The sequence below is a fragment of the Pseudomonas sp. Wu6 genome (assembly GCF_019891515.1).
GTDB classification, from domain to species: domain Bacteria; phylum Pseudomonadota; class Gammaproteobacteria; order Pseudomonadales; family Pseudomonadaceae; genus Aquipseudomonas; species Aquipseudomonas orientalis_A.
In genome coordinates, this window is sequence record NZ_JAFLXH010000028.1 from 36,973 (window position 1) to 54,504 (window position 17,532).

Below are 17,532 nucleotides of genomic sequence, written 5' to 3' on the forward strand. Positions count from 1 at the left end.
CTTCAATAATGTAGGAAAAATTCCATTTCATGGCGAGACACTTCCTGATATGGCTTGCAGCCCGCGCCTACTGCGGGGCAATCGGCAGCGCACGTTTATGCGCTGTCTTGCCATATGCCGCCTCGACAATCGCCCTCACCCGCTCGCTCACCGGTTCGCCCATCAAGTACGCGTCGATCTCGGCGTACGAGCAACCGTAGGCGTCCTCATCGAGTTTTCCCGGTGCCAGTTCTTCAAGATCGGCAGTCGGCGGCTTTTGCGCCAGTTTTGCCGGGGCACCGAGTGCGGTGGCAAGCAGGCGCACCTGGGATTTGGTCAGGCCAGACAACGGCGCCAGGTCGCAGGCGCCGTCGCCGAATTTAGTGAAGAACCCCATCAGCGCTTCGGCCGCCTGGTCGGTGCCGACCACCAGGCCATTGTGCAGGTTGGCGAGTGCATACTGCGCGATCATGCGCGCGCGGGCCTTGACATTGCCCTTGATGAAATCGCGTTGTGCGGCACTGGCTTGCGCAGCGGCCAGGTTGGCCATCAGGCCGTCGACACTGACGGCAATGTCCAGGGTGTCGACATGGTCCGGCAGGATAAAATCCAGGGAGGCCTGGGCATCGTGTTCGTCGCCCTGGGTTTTGTAGGGCAGACGCATGGCGATAAAGCGCGCGGCGTAGTCTTCGTCGCGCAGTTGCTGCACCGCCAACTGGCACAGGCGGCCTGCGAGCAATGAGTCGACACCGCCGCTGATACCCAGTACCAGCGCCTTGCAGGCAGAAGCGCGCAACACGCGCTTGATGAAATCGATGCGTCGTTGAATTTCCCGGGCCTCGCCACCTGCGACCAGCAAGCGGTCTACGTTCAACTCACGGGCGATGCGTTCTTGAGTGTGCATGTCATGCCTCCACGCTACCAACGTTGAATACCTGTGCTGCGTACTGCAGGAACGATGGGTCTTCGCAGACGTTCTTGACCGGGTCATCGGAAAATTTCACCACCGGCTCGCCGTGTACTCGCACCAGCTTCATCACGATACTCAATGGCTCCACGCCGTCCACATCACAGGCAAGGCTGGTGCCCATGCCGAAGCCGAACCTGGCCTTGCCGCGGATATGCCGCAGGATCGGCAGGCATTTTTCGAAATTCAGACCATCGGAGAACATAAGGTCTTTGGTCATCGGGTCGATACCGAGCGCCTTGTATCTGGCCAGCACCTTGTCGGCCCACACGATGGGGTCCCCGGAATCCTGGCGCAGGCCGTCGTAGAGCTTGGCGAAGTACAGATCGAAATCCTTGAGGAAGAAATCGGTGCTGATGCAATCGGTCAGGGCCATGCCAAGACGGCCGCGGTACTCGCGCACCCAGTTTTCCAGTGCGGCGTTCTGGCTTTCGCGCAGGCGCCCCAATTGCTGGTGCACCATCAGCCATTGGTGGGCCATGGTGCCGATCAGCGGCAAGTCGAATTCATAGGCCAGGTGTGCGTTGCTGGTGCCGAGGAACTGGCCGGGGAAGTCGCGGCGCATGATGTCCACCACTTCGCGCTGGGCCTTGAATGACAGGCGCCGCCGCGTAGAAAAGTCGGAGACGCGCAGGTCGGCCAGTTCGTCGCGGCTGAGGTTTTTCTCCAGCCAGTCGAACTTCTGGTAGAGCTTGCGGGTGACGTCTTCGAGGGTGACGTCGGGGTACTTGTCGCGGTTGCGCAGCTCGCTGACCAGCGCCAGTACCGGTTGCTCGAACATGATGCAGTGCAGCATCGGGCCGATCACCCGGATGTTCAATTGCCCGTCCACTTCACTGACGTGGATATAACGCAGGTTGAAGCGAAACAGCCCGAGGAAGCGCTCGTAATCCGGCGTGAGGTATTCGCGAAAGCGCGGGTTGAACAGGAAGCGCAGCTCGCCTTCACGCATCTGCAGGCCGGCCAGCTGTTCCAGCTCGGCGCGCAGCTGCGGGATCAGATGGCCGAGTTTTTCCCTGGAGCGGACGATGAAGTTGTACTCCACATCCACATTGGGGTGCTGGTGCAGCACCGCCTGCATCATGGTGAAGGTGTAGTAATCGGTGTCGAGCAAGCCCTGGATGACCGGGGACTCGGTGTCATAGGCGCTTTCCATGGTGGATCTCCTTAACGCGTGGCCATCGCGGCCAGTTCTTCGCGGGTGCGGCTGATAGCGGCACCGGCCTTGAGCAATTCGTTGACGGCCTGCACGCCGCCCTCTTCAGTGATCCCTCGACACCCCGGCAGGTGCAACACCACCTGCAGCCCGGCCTTGAGCAGTTGCAGGGCGGTGGTCTTGACGCAGTAGTCCAGGGCCAGGCCACCGACGAGCACGCGGACGATGCCCCGGGCCTTGAGGTATTCAATGACGCCGGTCGACAGCTTGTCGTGCAGGTCGTGGTAGCAAGCGCCGTAGGGGTGCAGGTCGGGTTCGACGCCCTTCCACACGAAGTAGTCGTAGTCATAAGGGCTGGGCAATTCAGCCAGCAAGGTGAAGCCCTCGGTACCCGGCACGCAGTGGCTGACCCAGGTGACATCGGCGTGAGCCAGGCCGGTAGGTTGCAGCATCTGGCTGTGCTGCTCGACCACCCAGGGCGCCTGCGGGCTGTGGGCGTCCTTGCTGCCGATACGGCGCCCGGCAAGGCTGGCCATGTAGTTGAGTTCGGCACCGATCAGGTCTCCTCCGGCTACGGGCAGTTCGTCGGGGCACAGCGGCGTGAAACTCTTCTGGGCATCCACATCGAATGAGGCAATGGCAGTTTTGGCGAGGGTCATGGTGATTCTCCGGTGGCCTGGAAACAAAAGTACATGTCATGTACTTTCAAGGCAACAAGTATTTTCACGACTGCCTGAGCTCGAGTACATGACATATCTGTCCGAAGCGTTAGACTAGGTGCCTACGTTGTAAGAAGGACGTCACATGCCATTGAGCCCCTACCTGCACACCGTCGACTTGTGCGTACTGTGTTACTCCCGTGCCTGCGGGGAATTGAAGCTGTTGCTCAACAAGCGCGATGCCGAGCCCTTTGCCGGACATTGGGCATTGCCGGGTGTGGTGGTCAATGGCGATGTGCAGGACCTGAGCCTGCAGGATGCGGTGGAGCGACTTCGCGCCAGTGACAAGGTCGGCCTCGATCTGGTCTGGAACGAACAGGTGGGCACCGTGGGCGATGCGTTTCGCGACCCGCGCTGCTGGTCATCGTCCACTTACTACCTGGCGATCGTGGCCGAAGAAGTCGCGCTGGGCGGCCATCAGGCCTGGTATTCGTTGAGTGCGGTAGCCGATGGCAGTATCAAGTTACCGTTTGATCACAACAGGCTTGTGGCGGCCGTACAGGAGCGATTGTTTTCCAAATCGCTGTACAGCAGCCTGCCGTTGATGTTCCTGGGCCGTGAGTTCAGCGCACCGGAGGCGACTACGATTTTTTCTTTGGTACTCGCCCGGCCGGTGCTCAAGACCAGTATCCGCCAGCGCTTGCTGAAACTGACCGAGGCCGGGTATCTGCGCGAAACCGGGCGCAAAAAGCAGGGTGAAGGCGGCCGGCCCCAGGCGACGGTAGACATGTTGAAGCCAGGAGAGATCTACTTCTTTGATCGCAGCTTTGCCGAGTAACCGAACAACGAATATCAACGGGGTGGGGCTGGTTGTCCGTGCCCACCGTGTTGATCGGTGCACGCCACTAGTTCATCCAGTTACCGCCATCGACGTTGTAGGTCTGCGCGACGACATAGTCAGCCTCTTTCGACGCCAGGAAGATCGCCATGCCGATCAGGTCTTCAGCCGTGCCCATGCGCCCGTAAGGCACCTCGTCCCCTACCCGTTTCTTCTTCTCGCCCGGCGCCAGGCCTTCATGCCGGGCGAAGAGTGCATCCACTCCATCCCAGTGCTCACCGTCCACCACGCCCGGGGCGATGGCATTGACGTTGATGCCCTGCCTGATCAGGTTCAACCCCGCCGATTGCGTCAGGCTGATCACCGCCGCCTTGGTCGCGCAATACACCGCCACCAGCGCCTCGCCGCGCCGCCCGGCCTGGCTGGCCATGTTGATGATCTTGCCGCCGTGGCCCTGGCGGATCATCTGCCGCGCGGCGGCCTGCAAGGTAAACAGCGTACCCGCGACGTTGATCGAAAATAACCGTTCATAGCTGTCGCGGGTGATCTCGACGATGGGTGCCAGGTCGAAGAGTGCCGCGTTATTGATCAGAATATCCAGCTTGCCGGCGTGGGCGACCACGGCGGCGATGGCTGCGTCAATGGAGGCCTGGTCGGTGACGTCCATTGCCACCGCGTAAGCCTGGGGGCCCAGTTCGGCAGCGGTCTGCTCGGCGCGCTGCAGGTTGATATCGGCAACGGCGACCGTGGCGCCTTCGTGAATATAGGCCTGGGCAAACGCGCGACCAATGCCGCGCGCCGATCCGGTGATCAGTGCGCTTTTACCTTCAAGTCGTTTCATGGCGGTGTCCTTTGCAATCATGTCGGATTCCTGCACGGCTGATTACAGCAGTTGGAGACGACCTCTCACAAACGCACCGCACACGCTCGACCGGTACTTTTTTAACCGACCTCAAACGTGCAAAAAAGTATCAGCGCCCGATAGCACCGTGGGTAGCGCCGAGCCTGCCAAGGCGCGTATTTTGGCGGTTATCCAACGCACAAGAGGCAGCCGCATGCCCATCCGCGCTCCCCTGTTCGAGCAACGCCGCGCCGAACGTGAAGTGATCCTGCCCGAGCCGCAGCACTGTTTTCGCTGGTTCGAGCATGACTACCCGATTGACTTGGCGCGCTGGAACCACCACCCGGAATTCGAAATCCACCTGATCCGCCACGGCAGCGGCAAGCTGGTGGCGGGCGACTATATCGGTGCATTCGGTGCCGGGCATGTCGCGCTGATCGGTCCCGACCTGCCCCACGACTGGATTGGCGACCTGGCACCCGGCGAGTACCAGTGCGGCCGTGACGTGGTGCTGCAATTCGACGGCGCCGCCCTCCTTGCCCTGCGCGAGGCCCTGCCGGAACTTGGCGACCTGCAGCCGCTGTTTGAACAGGCGCGACGCGGCCTGGAGTTCAAGCACGAAACAGCGGCGCAGGCGGCGCGGCTGATGGAAGCCATCGGCAACGCCCGGGGCCTGCAACGCCTGGTGCTGTTCCTGCAACTGCTCGACACCCTCAAGAGCGCCCCGCCCCGACAGATCAAGGTCCTGGCCAGCCCGCGCTACGCACCGACCCTGGACCCGCGCAGCGCCGACCGCATCAACCAGGCCTTCGACTACCTCATGCGTGAATTGAGCGGCGAGGTGCGCGTGTCGGATATCGCCCGGCAGCTGGAAATGAGCGAACCAGGCTTCTCGCGCTTTTTCAAACGCAATACCGGCCATGGTTTTATCGAACTGATGCGCAAATTTCGCGTGCAGCGCGCCTGCCGGCTATTGCTGCAAAGCGACAGATCGGTGGCGGACATCTGTTTTGAAGTGGGCTACGCCAACCTGTCCAACTTCAACCGGCATTTTCGGATCGAGATGAACCAGACGCCCAGTGAATATCGGCGTGAGACCGGCCTGCACGCGGTCAGTCACCTCGGCTGAATGACACCCTGTCATTTTCTGATCAAAGAGACGGTTATTTCCGCCTTTTCTCAGTCGATTCAGACCATTGACGAAAGTTGGTACAGCCTGTGCAAACGTTTGCGGAACGAACCTGGTCGCCAGGTTCACCCTGCCCGAGCAATCGGGTTCAAACCGCGTACGAATAGGGATTTTCAATGCACCCCACCTCAACGCCTCGTGCTTGCCTTGGTGTTTCCTTGCTACTGGCCGCCGTTACGGGACTACTCAGTGCACCCATTTTGGCGCACGACCAACCTTCGGATGACTCGGCACAGGGCGAAACCCTCAGCCCCGAGGCCAACCCGCCGGCGAAAAAAGGCGCTTACCTGTCGGAATGGTTCAACCAGGACCTCACGCTGATCGGCAGCAAGGACATCAGCTTCGGTCCCAAGCCCCAGGACGACGTCTACCTGGAATACGAGTATTTCGGCCGCAAGGGGCCATTCGAGCTGTACGGCTACATCGACGTGCCAAAGATCCTCGGCATCGGTAACAGTAACGACAAAGGCGCGTGGGACCATGGCTCGCCCGTGTTCATGGAACATGAGCCGCGTATCTCCATCGACTACCTGGCCGGTCGCAGCCTGGCGATCGGGCCGTTCAAGGAATGGTATGTGGCGTTCGACTGGATCTACGACCACGGCAGCAACAAAGAGAACCGCGCCAATACCCTGTACAGCGGCCTTGGCACCGACATCGACACCCACTCGCGGGTCAACCTGTCGGCCAACTTCTACGGGCGCTACCAGTGGGAAAACTACGGCGCCAGCAATGAATATTCCTGGGACGGCTACCGCGCGCAGATGAAATACATCGTGCCCATCGGCAAATTCGACAACGGCGCCTCGCTGACCTACATCGGTTTTACCAACTACGATTTCGGCTCGCAGCTGCACAAGGACAACCCTGCGCGCACCGCCAATTCCCTGGTGGCAACCAACGTATTGTTGTACTCGTTCACCCACCTGCGCTTCACCCTGGTCGGCCGTTACTTTCATAACGGCGGCAACTGGGAGGATGGCAGCGAGTTGAATTTCGGCGAAGGCAACTTTCGCGCCCGCTCCGACGGCTGGGGTTACTACGCCGGCGTGGGCTACCAATTCTGATCAAGGAGCTGCAGATGAAAACTTTAACCCGCCTCTCGATGGCCATCGGCCTCGCCCTGCTGCCCCACGTGGTGCTGGCGGACAGCGCTGCGCCGATCAAGCCCAAGGTGATGTTGATCACCATGTTCGCCCCCGAGGCGCAAACCTGGATCGATCGCCTGGAGCTCAAACAGGAGGTACGCGTGCCCGGCTTGTCCGCCGAGTACCCGGCGATTCGCTGCAACACCCAGGACGTGTGCCTGCTGGTGACCGGCATGGGCCAGACCAACGCCGCCGCCTCCACCCTGGCACTGGCCCTGTCGCCCAGGTTCGACCTGCGCCAGAGCTATTTCCTGATCGCCGGGATTGCCGGTATCAGCCCCAAGCATGGCACCATCGGCACAGCCGCCTGGGCGCATTACCTGGTGGAATTCGGTACGCAGTGGGAGCTGGATTCCCGCGACGCGCCCAAGGATTGGCCGACGGGTTATATCGGCATCAACACCAAGGGCCCCAATGAAAAACCGCCGCTGGACTACAAGACCGAAGTCTTCGAGCTCAACCCAAAGCTTCAGGCCAAGGCGTTTGCCTTGTCGCACAAGGTTGAGTTGACTGAAAGCAAGGAGTCCGCCGCCTGGCGCAAGCACTACCCCGCCGCCCCGGCCAATCAGCCGCCCCAGGTCACACGCTGCGACACCCTGGCGGGCAATACCTGGTTTTCCGGCACCCGCCTGAGCGAACGCGCCGAGGTGTGGACCAAACTGCTTACGGACAACAAAGGCGAATACTGCACCACCCAGCAGGAAGACAACTCCACCTATGAAGCGCTGCTGCGCGCCAGCCGCGAAGGGCTGGTGGACATCCAGCGCCTGGCGGTGGTGCGTGCAGGCTCCGACTTTGACCGCCCGTACCCGGGCTACAGCGAAGTGGACAACCTGCTCAAGTACGCCGACCAGGGTGGGTTTGTACCGGCGTTGGAGAACCTCTACCGCACGGGCAATCCGCTGGTACAGGCGATCCTGAACAACTGGTCGGCCTGGGAAAAAGGCGTTCCAGAGGCCTGATACAGATCCAACTGTGGGAGGGGGCTTGCTCCCGAAAGCGATGCATCAGCCAGTACGTGATTGGCTGATCACCGCTATCGGGGCAAGGGCCCGCCGATCAATCATCTCAGGCGTTGGCAGACGACTTGGCGCATTCGCAACCCGTTGCCGCCGCGCACGGCTCACCGTGCGCATGATGCTCGGCGCAGCCCTGGCAGCAGTAGCCCTTGCCGTCCTTCATTATCGCGTCGACACCCAGTACGCATTTGCAGTGTGGGCAGGCACAGGTTTGATCCGGCATGGTCAGACTCCTTCTTCATGGTCGTCACGGCGCGGCGAATGCCACACCTTAAACAGTGACTCCAGGCACGGCGCCAAGGTTCAGCGCCGTCAGTCAGCCTGACGCGTATTGCTGCGATACATGAACACCAGGGCCAGGGCCAGGCACAGCATCGCCACGATCCGGCTACCGGACAACTCGATCGCGGGGTTGCCCAGCCAGCCGAAGTTGTCGATCAGCATGCCCATGCCCAATTGCCCCACGATCACCGCTACCGTGGCAACCGCCGTACCCACCACCGGCACGGCGCCGACCATTACCATCATGTACACCACGCCGAACAGGGCACCGGTCAACTGCCACTTGGGCACCTCCAGCAAACTGACAGCCTGGGCGGGCTCAAAGAAAAAAATCAGCAGCGCGGTGGTGAGCGCACCGACCGCAAAGGTCAGCAGGCTACTGCGCAACACCCCGACGGTCTGGCCCAGACGACCGTTGATGGCGGCCTGCACGCTCAATACCGCACCTGCGGCGACCACCACGACCAACAACACAATCAGATTCATCGCCTTACCCTCGTGCAATCAGAACAAGTGCCGCCACAATCAACACCAGGGCTATCCAGCGCTCCACATTGACCCGCTTGCGCGCCGTGCCGAACCAGCCGAAATGGTCGATCAGCACGCTCTTGCCCACTTGGCCGGAGAGGATCGCAATCATCGTCATGGCCACACCGATATGGGGCGTGGCCAGGGTCAGCACCACCACGTACATCGGCCCCAGGAAACCGCCGATCAACTGCCAGCGCGGCAGTTGCGTGAAAGCCGGGCCCTTTTGCGGGCCGCTGAACAACAACAGCAGAAACAGGATCGCCGAGCCGACGCCAAAGATGCTCAACGTGGCCCATAAATGCCCGACCTGCACCCCCAATGGCCCGAGCAAACCGGCCTCCACCGACAGGCCCATGCCTGCCAGGATGACCAACGGCAGCAACAGCAACCGAAGCATGTTCCGCTTCGGCCGCGACTGGGCCGTACCTTCGATAGAACCTGCCTGCATACATCACCCGCACTTCAAGAAAAAAACAGGGGTGCATTATCCGGTGGTCGAGTTGTGCGATAAATGGCAGCATGCAGACAACACCTTTGCGCAAAACGCACAGCCCGGAGCCGCCATGCAAGGTTTGAACGAGTTGAGTTTCAAGGCGCTGCGCCTGTTCGTCGCGGTGCTGGACCAAGGCAGTTTTTCCGAGGTAGCGCGCCGCGAAGGCCTTGCGCCCTCCTCCATTTCGCGGCAGATCCAACTGATGGAGCAAGCCCTCGGCCAGCAGTTGCTGTACCGCCACACCCGCGCCGTGAGCCCCACCGAAGCCGGTCGCCTGCTCGGGCGGCATGCGCGGCTGATGCTCGAGCAACTGGAGACTGCCAGCCAGGCCCTGCAAGAGCAGGACAGCGAACCCAGCGGACTGGTGCGCATCAATGCGCCAATGGTGTTCGGCCAGCGCCACCTTTCGCCGTGGCTGGGGGAACTGTGCCGACGCTATCCGAAGCTGCAACTGGACATCCAGCAAACCGATACCTTCGTCGACCCGCTGCAAGACGGCACCGACCTGCTGTTTCGCATCGGCGTACTCAATGATTCCAGCATGCAGGCGCGGATCTTCGCGCCGCAACGCTTTCGCCTCGCCGCCAGCCCCGCCTACCTGGCGCGGCACGGCACGCCGCGCCATCCCGACGAACTGGTCAATCACCGATGCCTGGCCTACAAGGGCATCAAAGGCCAGGAGCGCTGGTTCTTGCGTCGCGACCAGGGCGACTGGAGCGCCTACAGCGTCAAGGGCCCGATTACCGGCAACCACGCCGACACCCTGACCCACGCCGCCGAGCAAGGCCTGGGGCTGGTGGTGTTTCCCTCCTGGCTGATCGGCGAGAGCCTGCGCGCGGGCACCTTGCAGGCGGTACTGACGGAATACGAGGTGGCAACCACCCTGGAGCCCCAGCAGATCGCGGCGTTATGGCCGGGCAGCCGCAGGCTCTCGCTCAAGGTGCGCACGGTGATCGATTATTTCGTGGAGTGTTTTGGGACGGTGCCGTATTGGGATCGGTGAGTTCCCCTGAACGTCGAACGGACATCTGTGAGGGGAATTCCTACGGAAAAATGTAGGCTCATTCTGTTTTTCCGGGCCAGCATTCCCTGGTACGCCGAGCTGCGGCAGACTCTCGGCGAAACCTATTTTGGAGTAATGCCATGGATGTCATGTACTGCAAACCGTCGCCCACTGAACGAGCGGCTTCAGCAGGTGGTTCAGCCATTTTTGATAGCTCACGTAGTTTTGGCTGTTTTTGGCCAAAACACGGGGAAAACCAGATGACCATCATACCTTTGGGCGAGGCAAAAAATAATCTGTCGAAATGGGTCGATGAGGCTGCCGCCGGCAAAGTCATTACCATCGCCAAGCACGGGCGCGCAATGGCGCAGCTTGTTCCCATCGGCAAGTCCAAGGCTCGGCGAATCGGCGCTATGAAAGGCAAGCTGGTCATCCCCCAGGACTTTGACGCGCCGCTGTCGAAAGACCTGCTGGATGCGTTCGAAGGTGCCCATTCATGAGGGTGCTGCTGGATACCCATATTCTGCTTTGGGCACTCAATGATGACCCGAGGTTATCCAGCAAAGCGCTCAGATTGATTGAAAATGCCGCCGATGTTTACGTGAGCGCCGCGACATTCTGGGAAATGGCCATCAAGGTCAGCATGGGGAAGCTCGATGTCGATCTGGACGAAATCCGTGATCACTGTTTGGAGAGCGGGTTTATCCAATTGCCGATCACCTCAGAGCACGCTATTGCGGTCAAGGAGCTCGAGCCACATCAAAAAGATCCCTTCGATCGACTGATTGTCGCCACAGCAATTAGTGAACCCATGAAACTGTTGACCTCTGATCCGCAAGTTGCCCATTACAGCCCTCTCGCCATTCTGGTGTAGGTCATGGCCCAGCAGCAGACAGGTCACTCAGAACACCCACTGCCCGATCAACCAGGCATTCGCTCCACTGATCACCGCAAATAAAAACCATGCCAGCAATCGGGTGGGCAGGCGGTTAACGAATGGTCCCATCAGCTGCTTGTCGCCGGTCATGCGGATCAGCGGGTATAGCGCGAAGGGCAACTGCAGGCTCAGGACCACCTGGCTCAGAATCAGCAGCTTGCCGATGGCGTCGTCGCCCATCAGCCACACTCCGAGAAACGCCGGGATCAGCGCCAGCCCACGGGTGATCAGGCGGCGCTGCCAGCACGGGATGCGCAGGTTCAGGTAGCCCTCCATGATCACCTGCCCGGCGATCGTGCCGGTGAAGGTCGAACTCTGGCCGGAGGCCAGCAAGGCGATGCCGAACAGGATGCTGGCGAACGCGCCGCCCACCAGCGGGTCGAGCAGATGATAGGCGTCCTGAATCTCCACCACCTCGGTATGGCCGGTCTTGTGGAACGCTGCGGCGGCCAGCACCAGGATGGCCGCGTTGACCAGCAGGGCCAGGGCCAGCGAGCCGATGGTGTCGATGCGTGCCAGCTTGACCGCGTCCTGTTTGCTGGCCAGGTCCTTGCCGATCAGGCGGGTCTGCACAATGGAGGTGTGCAGGTAGAGGTTATGCGGCATCACGGTCGCACCGAGGATACCGATGGCCAGATACAGCGGCGCGGCATCGCTGATGGCCGACAGGGATGGGGTGAAGCCACTGAGCACGTCCGGCCAGTAGGGTTTGATCAACACCAGTTCGATGAAGAAACACACGCCAATGGTCGCAACCAGCGCCAGCATGATTGCTTCCAGTCGGCGGAAACCACGGTTCTGCAAAGCCAGGATCAACAACGTGTCGAAGGCGGTGATGACGATACCGGTGGTCAGCGACACACCGAGCAGCAGGTGAAACGCCAGGGCGCAGCCGAGCACCTCGGCGAGGTCGGTGGCGATGATGGAAACTTCCGCCAGCGCCCACTGTGTGCGTGCCGAGCGCGTGCTGTAGCGCTCGCGGCACAGTTGCGCCAGGTCCTTGCCGGTCGCGATACCCAGCCGCGAGCACAGGCACTGCACCGCCATCCCCGCCAGGCTCGCCAGCAACACTACAAATAACAGGCTGTAGCCATAGCGCGACCCGGCTTCGATGGCGGTCGCCCAGTTGCCGGGGTCCATGTAGCCGATGGAGATCAACAGGCCGGGGCCGGCGAACATCAGGGCGCGCTTGAAAAACGACGCTTTGGGGTCAACGGCAACGGAGCCGGCCACTTCCGGCGGGCAGAAGGGGGCGGTAGCAATTTTCGGCAGGCTGAATTTCACGCGGTATCCCAGGCAAACACACAAGTCAGGGCGCCAGCTTAGCAGTCCGACGCGACCGTGCGCATCACCGTCTCCCGGGGCAGGTCAAACGTTTCAACCACTTGCACCACCAGGTCCAGTTCCTGATTCAGCGCCTCACGTTCCAGGCGCTGGCGAATCACGCCGACCACCAGCACCGCCAGGGTTGTGATCGAATAAGCCGGTCCGGAAAACGCCCGTACGCCGCTGACCAGCAACATTGCGGCCGCCACCGCCTGGCCCACCACCGGAATCGCCGTGGCGGCACCGCGTCGCACAATAAACCCGGTAAGCCCGGCCAATGCGGTGCCGCTCAAGGCGGTGGTGGCCGAACGGCCAACGTTGAAACGCCTGAACAAGCCTTGCTCTTTGTGCATCGCGGCCTTGAGTTCGGCCTCGAACGCCTGACGGTCGGCAGCGCTGAGTTTGTCCTGGTACTGCTCGATCAGCGTTTGCGCAACCTGCGCTTCGATATCCGCCAGGGCAACGCTGGCAACGGCATCGTCGAACTTGATGCCCAGGCGTTGCGCCACCGCTTCGGCGATCTGCCGATAGGCCACACCGTGACCACGGGCCAGGTTCATAAAGCTGTCGCCGCCCATGCGCTGCAACTCGATGGCGAGCTTGCGCGGTTCGCGCACTCCGGCATCAATCGAGGCACTGCGCTTTTGTGCCATCAACTCGGCGAGAAATTTCAACTCATCCGGTCGCGCCTGCATCAGGATCGGGAACAAGTCCGCATCCTCTTCGGCAAAGCGCACTTCACTGCTGCGCAGGTCAGCGCGGATCAGGCCCCGGCGCTCCTGCAGCAGATCGGTGTACTGCACCACTGTTTTCAACTGCGGCCAGTAGGCGGCATGGTCGAAACTGGCCAGGTGAACATTGGTGACCTTGGCCTTCAGGGCCGGCGTCACTGCGATGGCATAGCGGCCAATGCAACGCTCGGTGTCCGGCTTCATCGCCAGTGCCCAGTCCTTGCTGGAGTGGCAATTGATCACCCGCCCCCTGAGCGGCGCCGTCACCGCCTCCCACGGGCTCGACGTACAAATCGCCCCGCCCATCAGCAACAGATTGTTCAACGGCAGTTCATGGGCGATTTCAGGGCTGGCCAGCACACTCTTGACCACGATCCGCGCACCCAGAGAGTGACCGATGAGATTGATTTGCCGCACCTGGAGCGATTCGGCGTGCAGGTAGCTCGCCAGCTCGGGCAACAAGGTCCTGGCCACTTCATCGACACGCGCCTCGACACTTTTGTAATGGTCGAGAAAGTAAGCAATCGCCTTGCCCACCCCCACCGTCGCCGCGCCCAGGCCGCCTCCGCCCAGCATCGAGGCGATCACCTCCTTGAACGGCGCAAACAGGTTTTCCAGAAAGTGCCCCGCCGGCCAGAACAGCATGAGGTTGGTCGAGCCTTCAATGCCCGCCAACTGTTCCTTGAAGCCAGCCAACTGCTGCCGGCTGAAAAACGCCGAATAACCGTGAACATAGAGATTGAGCACGTCCCCCTGGGGCTCGCCGCACAGTACAAACGTGGGCTTGCGGGTACGGTGCATTTCATCCCACTGGTGCTGCATGGGGCGGTGACTCCTGGTGACGAGGGAGGAGGATAGTATCAAAGGCCAGGGTTGAACGTCGTGCCGCAGGGGGAAAAGGCCTGCGCCGGCGCCCTCTTTCTTGCGTGAACCTGCACCGCAGCCACCCCACAAGAATTCGCCGATTATCCAGGTGGATGGACAGTCATGGCATAAATTCGGGATTTTGTTCGCGCATTGGCTGCTATAGCCTGGGTTCAGTCCTTTACCGAACCGAGGAATCACCATGAGCAAGCCCGAATTTTTTGTCACCCCAGGCTACGGCGATTACATGCGCCAGCACCTGCATTATTCGCAAGCGGTAAAAGTCGGCGATCGCGTGGAAACCTCAGGCCAGGGCGGCTGGGACGATGAGTTCCAGATTCCCGCCGACCTGGCGGACGAAATCACCCAGGCCTTCCATAACCTGGAACGCACCCTCGCGACCGCCGGCACGTGCTGGGAGCACGTGATTCACGTCAATTCCTACCACGTCGGCGGTTTTCCGCCCGAGGTCAACGAGGCGATGGTCAAGCACTACCGTCAGTACATGCCCAACCATGCGCCGATCTGGACGCAGGTGGGTGTCGAAGCCCTGGGCTTGCCGGCGATGCGCGTGGAAATCCGCGTGACTGCGATTATTCCCTGACCCCGAACGTATGAATCACCCACTCGACAAACACCCTGAGTCGCGCGCTCTGATGGCGATTGGGTGGGTAGAGAATGTGCAGCGGCGTGGCCGGGCGTGACCAGTCCGACAACACGCTGACCAATTGGCCATTGTCCACGTAGTGCTGCACGATTGACTTGAAATGCTGCCCGACGCCCAAGCCTGCCAGCAGCATTTCCTTGAGGCCGTTGCCGTCATTGCTGGAGTAGGCGCAATCGCCCACCTCGATGCACCTGCCGTCCCGCTCGAAAACCAGCGGCTGGGCCTTACCCGACCCGGCAGAGAAATAGCCGGCCTTGAGGTGGTTGTGCGCCAGGTCTTCCGGGGATACCGGCAGCCCCCGACGCGCCAGGTAACTGGGCGCGGCGCAGGTCAGGTATTGCAGGTCCGCCACTTTGCGGCCGATCATCGCCATGTCATCAAGCTTGCCGGCGCGGATCACGCAATCCACGCCCTCCCCCACGATATTGACCGCACGATCACTGATCCCCAGGGCGACGGTGATATCCGGATACTCACGATGAAAATCCACCAGCGCGGGAATCAGCAGGCAGTTGGCAAACGACGCCGGCGCATCCACCCGCAGGTGCCCGCCGGGTTTGAGCAACTGACCGCGCATGGCACTGTCCACTTCATCCAGCTCCGCCACCAGGCGACGGGCCTGCTGGCAATACTCCAACCCATCGGACGTCGGCGTCAGGACACGGGTGGTGCGGTGCATCAACTGGACGCCCAGGTGCTTCTCAAGGTCGATGATCAACTTGCTGACGGTGGAACGTGGCAGCCCCAGTTGGTCAGACGCACGGCTGAATGAACCGGTGTCGACGACACGGACGAAAGCGCGTAGGGCAAGGAGCTGGTTCATGAGGTTGACTTATCCAATATAATCGATCTTCACCTGACCACCGGAAAACGTCGCAATGATCGCCAACTCACCGCCCATCGCGCGGATGGCAGTTGCGCGACATGCCGATGTAATCCTGTGTATTCAATGCCCTAATCCAGGCAAACATGCCACCCCACGCGGCAAAAACACAATTATCACGCGGTAAAAAGCGCTCTAATACGCGCCAGTCGATTTGGTTTTGAGCATCCTGGAGTTCGTAATGCCCCATGAAGGCAACCTGTTACAAGCAGCCGTGGTATTCCTGTTCGCCGCCGTGCTGGCCGTGCCCCTGGCCAAGCGCCTGCAACTGGGCGCGGTGCTGGGCTATCTGTTCGCCGGTGTGATCATCGGCCCCTCGGTCCTGGGCCTGATCGGCAACCCGCAAAGCGTGGCGCAGTTCTCCGAATTGGGCGTGGTGCTGCTGCTGTTCATCATCGGCCTGGAGCTTTCGCCCAAACGCTTGTGGGTGATGCGCAAGGCGGTATTCGGTGTCGGTCTGGCCCAGGTGCTGCTCACCGGGCTGGTCATGGGCGTGGTGGCGCTGTGGCTGTTTGGCCAGTCATGGAACAGCGCGATTGTGCTGGGCCTGGGCCTGGCGCTGTCCTCCACCGCGTTCGGCCTGCAAAGCCTGGCCGAGCGCAAGGAACTCAACCAACCCCATGGGCGCCTGGCCTTTGCGATCCTGTTGTTCCAGGACATCGCGGCAATCCCCTTGATCGCCATGGTGCCGCTGCTGGCCGGCAGCGATCATCCGACCACCGAAGCCCAGGGCGTGCAGCACGTCTTGCAGATCCTGGGCAGCATCGCCGTAGTGATCATCGGCGGGCGCTACCTGTTGCGCCCGGTGTTTCGCATCGTCGCCAAGACCGGCCTGCGCGAAGTCTCCACCGCCACCGCGTTGCTGGTGGTGATCGGTACCGCCTGGCTGATGGAACTGGTGGGCGTGTCCATGGCTCTCGGCGCTTTCCTCGCCGGGCTGCTGCTGGCGGACTCCGAATACCGCCACGAACTGGAATCCCAGATCGAACCGTTCAAGGGCCTGCTGCTGGGTCTGTTCTTTATCAGCGTGGGCATGGGCGCCAACCTCAGCCTGCTGCTCAGCACACCGCTGGTGGTGATCGGGCTGACCTTGCTGTTGATCGGGTTGAAACTGCCGCTGTTGTACGCCGTGGGTCGCAAGGTGGGTGAGCTCAATCGTGAAAGTGCCCTGCGCCTGGGCGTGGTGCTGGCGGCCGGCGGTGAGTTTGCTTTTGTGGTGTTCAAGATCGGGCGCGACCAGGGCCTGTTCGAGCCGCATCTCTACGATGTGCTGGTGCTGACCATCACCCTGTCCATGGCCGTGACACCGCTGCTGCTGTTGATATGCCCGAAGCTGTTCAAACCCAAGGTCAAGTCGGTGGACGTACCCGAGGAATACCGCGCCATCGAAGGCGATGCACCGCGTGTGGTGATCGCCGGCATGGGCCGGATGGGCCAGATCGTCGCGCGTATCCTGCGCGCGCAGAACGTCTCGTTCATTGCCCTGGACACCTCGGTGGAAACCATCGAACTGACCCGCAGTTTCGGCGGCATGCCGGTGTTCTACGGCGACCCGCAACGCCCGGAAATCCTGCATGCGGCCAAGGTCGAACAGGCGGAGTTCTTCGTGATCGCCATGGATGACCCGGAGATCAACATCAAGACCGCCGAACTGGTGCGCAACCTCTACCCGCACATGAAGATCATCGCCCGCGCGCGTAACCGCCAGCACGTACACCGCCTGGTGGACCTGGACGCCTCACCGGTGCGTGAAACCTTTTATTCCAGCCTGGAGATGAGCCGACGCACCCTGGTCGGCCTCGGCTTGAGCCAGGCTCAGGCCGATGCGCGCATCGACCGCTTCAAGGCCCACGACCAGCAGGTCCTCGCCGCCCAGCATGCGGTGTACGACGATGCGGCCAAAGTCATGCAGACCGCCCAGGAAGCCCGTACCGAACTGGCGCGCCTGTTCGAGATGGATCGGCTGCAAGAAGAGTCCGACAAGGTGTGAGGTGGCAGGTGAACGATCTTGCGAATTTT

The 17,532-nt window shown here is 61.2% G+C and carries 20 protein-coding genes; 9 read left to right on the top strand and 11 right to left on the bottom strand.

Annotation, left to right across the window (positions count from 1 at the left end):
- Window positions 1-67: 67 nt before the first annotated feature.
- From nadE to J1G34_RS18915, 3 genes are read right to left on the bottom strand one after another with little or no spacing between them, the layout of a single operon-like run.
- A complete protein-coding gene (gene nadE / locus J1G34_RS18905) occupies window positions 68-883 on the bottom strand; it encodes an ammonia-dependent NAD(+) synthetase (RefSeq protein ID WP_065894283.1) in 816 nt (271 codons plus the stop codon).
- A gap of 1 nt (window position 884) precedes the next feature.
- Window positions 885-2,102 carry a nicotinate phosphoribosyltransferase gene (pncB, locus tag J1G34_RS18910; RefSeq protein WP_065894281.1) on the bottom strand — a complete coding sequence of 406 codons (1,218 nt, stop codon included), beginning with the start codon at window positions 2,100-2,102 and terminating at the stop codon, window positions 885-887.
- Window positions 2,103-2,113: 11 nt separating this feature from the next.
- Window positions 2,114-2,761: a nicotinamidase gene (locus J1G34_RS18915; RefSeq protein ID WP_065894279.1), complete on the bottom strand. Its 648-nt coding sequence runs from the start codon at window positions 2,759-2,761 to the stop codon at window positions 2,114-2,116.
- 145 nt (window positions 2,762-2,906) lie between these two features.
- On the opposite strand from J1G34_RS18915, the gene J1G34_RS18920 reads away from it, so the two are divergent.
- Window positions 2,907-3,599, top strand: coding sequence for an NUDIX hydrolase (locus tag J1G34_RS18920; RefSeq protein WP_065894278.1), 693 nt, complete (start codon window positions 2,907-2,909; stop codon window positions 3,597-3,599).
- A gap of 67 nt (window positions 3,600-3,666) precedes the next feature.
- Here the strand turns inward: J1G34_RS18920 and J1G34_RS18925 are convergent, their stop codons facing one another.
- Window positions 3,667-4,440 (bottom strand): L-iditol 2-dehydrogenase, encoded by a 774-nt coding sequence (locus J1G34_RS18925; protein WP_065937434.1) that lies wholly within the window; start codon window positions 4,438-4,440, stop codon window positions 3,667-3,669.
- A gap of 214 nt (window positions 4,441-4,654) precedes the next feature.
- Between J1G34_RS18925 and J1G34_RS18930 the strand changes: the two genes are divergently transcribed.
- The 3 genes from J1G34_RS18930 to J1G34_RS18940 all read left to right on the top strand — a co-directional run bounded on the left by J1G34_RS18930 (window position 4,655) and on the right by J1G34_RS18940 (window position 7,739).
- Window positions 4,655-5,569 carry an AraC family transcriptional regulator gene (locus J1G34_RS18930; RefSeq protein WP_222994479.1) on the top strand — a complete coding sequence of 305 codons (915 nt, stop codon included), beginning with the start codon at window positions 4,655-4,657 and terminating at the stop codon, window positions 5,567-5,569.
- A gap of 176 nt (window positions 5,570-5,745) precedes the next feature.
- Complete coding sequence (locus J1G34_RS18935) at window positions 5,746-6,696, top strand: nucleoside-specific channel-forming protein Tsx (RefSeq protein WP_222994480.1); 951 nt, start codon at window positions 5,746-5,748, stop codon at window positions 6,694-6,696.
- A gap of 14 nt (window positions 6,697-6,710) precedes the next feature.
- Window positions 6,711-7,739 carry a purine-nucleoside phosphorylase gene (locus J1G34_RS18940; RefSeq protein ID WP_065894274.1) on the top strand — a complete coding sequence of 343 codons (1,029 nt, stop codon included), beginning with the start codon at window positions 6,711-6,713 and terminating at the stop codon, window positions 7,737-7,739.
- A gap of 106 nt (window positions 7,740-7,845) precedes the next feature.
- On the opposite strand, the gene J1G34_RS18945 is transcribed toward J1G34_RS18940, so the two are convergent.
- From J1G34_RS18945 to J1G34_RS18955, 3 genes are all read right to left on the bottom strand, one after another.
- Window positions 7,846-8,019 (bottom strand): metallothionein, encoded by a 174-nt coding sequence (locus J1G34_RS18945; protein ID WP_083203250.1) that lies wholly within the window; start codon window positions 8,017-8,019, stop codon window positions 7,846-7,848.
- Between the two features lie 89 nt (window positions 8,020-8,108).
- Complete coding sequence (locus J1G34_RS18950) at window positions 8,109-8,564, bottom strand: DMT family transporter (protein ID WP_065884704.1); 456 nt, start codon at window positions 8,562-8,564, stop codon at window positions 8,109-8,111.
- A gap of 4 nt (window positions 8,565-8,568) precedes the next feature.
- Complete coding sequence (locus J1G34_RS18955; protein WP_222994481.1) at window positions 8,569-9,057, bottom strand: DMT family transporter; 489 nt, start codon at window positions 9,055-9,057, stop codon at window positions 8,569-8,571.
- A gap of 115 nt (window positions 9,058-9,172) precedes the next feature.
- On the opposite strand from J1G34_RS18955, the gene J1G34_RS18960 reads away from it, so the two are divergent.
- From J1G34_RS18960 to J1G34_RS18970, 3 genes are all read left to right on the top strand, one after another.
- A complete protein-coding gene (locus J1G34_RS18960) occupies window positions 9,173-10,105 on the top strand; it encodes a LysR family transcriptional regulator (protein ID WP_065884706.1) in 933 nt (310 codons plus the stop codon).
- 140 nt (window positions 10,106-10,245) lie between these two features.
- Complete coding sequence (locus J1G34_RS18965; RefSeq protein ID WP_170876043.1) at window positions 10,246-10,605, top strand: type II toxin-antitoxin system Phd/YefM family antitoxin; 360 nt, start codon at window positions 10,246-10,248, stop codon at window positions 10,603-10,605.
- Window positions 10,602-10,979, top strand: a complete 378-nt coding sequence (locus J1G34_RS18970; protein WP_065937422.1) for a type II toxin-antitoxin system VapC family toxin — start codon at window positions 10,602-10,604, stop codon at window positions 10,977-10,979. The genes J1G34_RS18965 and J1G34_RS18970 overlap by 4 nt, the downstream gene beginning before the upstream one ends.
- Before the next feature lie 27 nt (window positions 10,980-11,006).
- On the opposite strand, the gene J1G34_RS18975 is transcribed toward J1G34_RS18970, so the two are convergent.
- Both J1G34_RS18975 and J1G34_RS18980 read right to left on the bottom strand, forming a co-directional pair.
- Window positions 11,007-12,326 carry an Nramp family divalent metal transporter gene (locus J1G34_RS18975; RefSeq protein ID WP_065937423.1) on the bottom strand — a complete coding sequence of 440 codons (1,320 nt, stop codon included), beginning with the start codon at window positions 12,324-12,326 and terminating at the stop codon, window positions 11,007-11,009.
- Between the two features lie 38 nt (window positions 12,327-12,364).
- Entirely contained in the window at window positions 12,365-13,921 is a 1,557-nt protein-coding gene (locus J1G34_RS18980; protein WP_222994482.1) for a DUF726 domain-containing protein, read from the bottom strand.
- Window positions 13,922-14,165: 244 nt separating this feature from the next.
- Here J1G34_RS18980 and J1G34_RS18985 point away from each other — a divergent pair, with 244 nt between their 5' ends.
- A complete protein-coding gene (locus tag J1G34_RS18985) occupies window positions 14,166-14,567 on the top strand; it encodes a RidA family protein (protein ID WP_222994483.1) in 402 nt (133 codons plus the stop codon).
- Here the strand turns inward: J1G34_RS18985 and J1G34_RS18990 are convergent.
- The gene (locus tag J1G34_RS18990; RefSeq protein ID WP_065894264.1) at window positions 14,557-15,453 is read right to left on the bottom strand and encodes a LysR family transcriptional regulator; all 897 of its coding nucleotides are present in this window, start codon (window positions 15,451-15,453) and stop codon (window positions 14,557-14,559) included. The two genes, J1G34_RS18985 and J1G34_RS18990, sit on opposite strands and share 11 nt — an antisense overlap.
- A gap of 67 nt (window positions 15,454-15,520) precedes the next feature.
- On the bottom strand, window positions 15,521-15,703 hold the full coding sequence (locus tag J1G34_RS18995) for a hypothetical protein (RefSeq protein ID WP_130138709.1): 183 nt from the start codon (window positions 15,701-15,703) through the stop codon (window positions 15,521-15,523).
- Between J1G34_RS18995 and J1G34_RS19000 the strand changes: the two genes are divergently transcribed.
- On the top strand, window positions 15,695-17,503 hold the full coding sequence (locus J1G34_RS19000; protein ID WP_065894262.1) for a monovalent cation:proton antiporter-2 (CPA2) family protein: 1,809 nt from the start codon (window positions 15,695-15,697) through the stop codon (window positions 17,501-17,503). The two genes, J1G34_RS18995 and J1G34_RS19000, sit on opposite strands and share 9 nt — an antisense overlap.
- Window positions 17,504-17,532 lie beyond the last annotated feature (29 nt).

Bases quoted from the DNA above. Each gene is read 5' to 3' on its own strand.
- J1G34_RS18965 (WP_170876043.1), top strand. From the start codon at position 10,246: ATGGATGTCATGTACTGCAAACCGTCGCCCACTGAACGAGCGGCTTCA.
- J1G34_RS18990 (WP_065894264.1), bottom strand. From the start codon at position 15,453: ATGAACCAGCTCCTTGCCCTACGCGCTTTCGTCCGTGTCGTCGACACC.
- J1G34_RS18980 (WP_222994482.1), bottom strand. From the start codon at position 13,921: ATGCAGCACCAGTGGGATGAAATGCACCGTACCCGCAAGCCCACGTTT.
- J1G34_RS18960 (WP_065884706.1), top strand. From the start codon at position 9,173: ATGCAAGGTTTGAACGAGTTGAGTTTCAAGGCGCTGCGCCTGTTCGTC.
- pncB (WP_065894281.1), bottom strand. From the start codon at position 2,102: ATGGAAAGCGCCTATGACACCGAGTCCCCGGTCATCCAGGGCTTGCTC.
- J1G34_RS18985 (WP_222994483.1), top strand. From the start codon at position 14,166: ATGAGCAAGCCCGAATTTTTTGTCACCCCAGGCTACGGCGATTACATG.
- nadE (WP_065894283.1), bottom strand. From the start codon at position 883: ATGCACACTCAAGAACGCATCGCCCGTGAGTTGAACGTAGACCGCTTG.
- J1G34_RS18945 (WP_083203250.1), bottom strand. From the start codon at position 8,019: ATGCCGGATCAAACCTGTGCCTGCCCACACTGCAAATGCGTACTGGGT.
- J1G34_RS18920 (WP_065894278.1), top strand. From the start codon at position 2,907: ATGCCATTGAGCCCCTACCTGCACACCGTCGACTTGTGCGTACTGTGT.
- J1G34_RS18970 (WP_065937422.1), top strand. From the start codon at position 10,602: ATGAGGGTGCTGCTGGATACCCATATTCTGCTTTGGGCACTCAATGAT.
- J1G34_RS18925 (WP_065937434.1), bottom strand. From the start codon at position 4,440: ATGAAACGACTTGAAGGTAAAAGCGCACTGATCACCGGATCGGCGCGC.
- J1G34_RS18950 (WP_065884704.1), bottom strand. From the start codon at position 8,564: ATGAATCTGATTGTGTTGTTGGTCGTGGTGGTCGCCGCAGGTGCGGTA.
- J1G34_RS18930 (WP_222994479.1), top strand. From the start codon at position 4,655: ATGCCCATCCGCGCTCCCCTGTTCGAGCAACGCCGCGCCGAACGTGAA.
- J1G34_RS19000 (WP_065894262.1), top strand. From the start codon at position 15,695: ATGCCCCATGAAGGCAACCTGTTACAAGCAGCCGTGGTATTCCTGTTC.
- J1G34_RS18940 (WP_065894274.1), top strand. From the start codon at position 6,711: ATGAAAACTTTAACCCGCCTCTCGATGGCCATCGGCCTCGCCCTGCTG.
- J1G34_RS18995 (WP_130138709.1), bottom strand. From the start codon at position 15,703: ATGGGGCATTACGAACTCCAGGATGCTCAAAACCAAATCGACTGGCGC.
- J1G34_RS18935 (WP_222994480.1), top strand. From the start codon at position 5,746: ATGCACCCCACCTCAACGCCTCGTGCTTGCCTTGGTGTTTCCTTGCTA.
- J1G34_RS18915 (WP_065894279.1), bottom strand. From the start codon at position 2,761: ATGACCCTCGCCAAAACTGCCATTGCCTCATTCGATGTGGATGCCCAG.
- J1G34_RS18955 (WP_222994481.1), bottom strand. From the start codon at position 9,057: ATGCAGGCAGGTTCTATCGAAGGTACGGCCCAGTCGCGGCCGAAGCGG.